Here is a 1,429-nt window from a genome sequence, read left to right as displayed (position 1 = left end):
GTGCTGACCATGCACATGGGGCCGGACTTCCTGCTCGTGAACATCAGCGTGAAGTTCGCCCCCGGGACCGTCGCCGCTGATATGGAGGCCGCCATCGCCGGTCTCGATGCCCGCATCAAGGGGAGCTATCCCGAGGCCCGCCGCATCTTCGTCGAGGCCGAGGGGCGCGCCGGGGCGTAGACCCGGGGGCTCACACGGCGGCCGGCGCGACAGCGCCGGTCACCGCATGCCGGTATGCCGTCCCGGCCTTCGAGGTCGCCGATTCCCGGTGCGGCGTCCGCGTACGCGGCGTGTCCGGTGGCTGTAGTGGCGGTCCTCCGTCGAGTTGCCGGTGGAAGAGGGCGGCGAGCGCCGGCGGGGGGTGTTCTTGCTCCGGTTATAAGAAAAAGAATACGTTTTCTTTCCATTTCTACACCGGTTCGATATCCTCCGTTTATGAGAATGAGTGTCATTCGGTTTCAGTCAGGGAAATCGGAGGGTCCATGCCAGCCAGCCAACACCCGTGCAGGCGCAGCCGGGCGGGGGTGGCCGCGGTCACCGCACTGCTCATTGCCGGTGCGGTCCACGCCCAGGACAGCGGCGACGACGCATCGGGGTCCATCACCCTGGACGAGGTGAACATCGAGGCGGGGGATCTCCAGGGCCTCAGTGCCTGGGCCCCCTTCTCCGGCTACAACGCGACCCAGAGTGCCGGTGCGACCAAGACCGACACGCCCCTGAGCGAGACCCCGCAGTCCGTCACCGTGATCGGCGAGGACCAGATCGCGGACCAGCACGCCCGCAGTCTGCGCGAGGTGCTGCGCTACACCGGGGGCACCGTGCCCGAGGTTCGCGGCAACGTGGCCACCCGCTACGATCAGGTGCGACTGCGCGGCTTCCTGCCGGAGGTCTACCTGGATGGCCTGTACACCGTGGGCGGTTACTACGCCGAGCCCCAGGTGGACCCGTACCTGGTGGAGCGCGTGGAGGTCATCAAGGGGCCGGCCTCCGTGCTCTACGGACAGACGCCGCCCGGCGGGCTGGTCAATATGGTGAGCAAGCGCCCGCGGGACGAGCGCCACGGCGAGATCAGCCTGGGCATCGGCTCCTCCGATCTCCGCGAGGGCGCGTTCGACGTGGGCGGACCGCTGGGCGAGGACGGCCGGCTGAGCTACCGGCTGACCGGCATCGGCATGAGCGCCGACGGCGGGGTGGAAACCACCGAGGAGGAGCGCTACTCCTTCGCGCCGGCGCTGACCTGGCGGCCCACGGACGAGACCGCGATCACCCTGCTCGCGAGCTATCGCGCGGATCCGGAATCGACCGCGTACGGGTCCGTTCCGGTCAACGGCTCGCTGCTGGACAACCCCAACGGTGAGCTGCCCCGCGACTTCTACGACGGCGACACCGGCTTCGAGGACTTCGATCGCAAGCAGCGCATGATCGGCTA

Annotated in this window: 1 protein-coding gene and 1 pseudogene; both read left to right on the top strand. The window is 68.4% G+C overall.

Going from position 1 to position 1,429, the window contains the following annotated elements; all coding sequences use genetic code 11:
- Positions 1–180 (top strand): annotated as a pseudogene (locus tag G7A99_RS19695) (cation transporter); the annotation flags it as partial.
- Between the two features lie 302 nt (positions 181–482).
- Positions 483–1,429: TonB-dependent siderophore receptor (locus G7A99_RS19690; protein WP_163143426.1), on the top strand; the 947-nt coding region annotated here is incomplete at its 3' end.

Source organism: Arhodomonas sp. KWT (genome assembly GCF_010993615.1).
The sequence above is the reverse complement of the archived record's forward strand: the minus strand, read 5'-3'. Positions and strand labels throughout refer to the sequence as shown.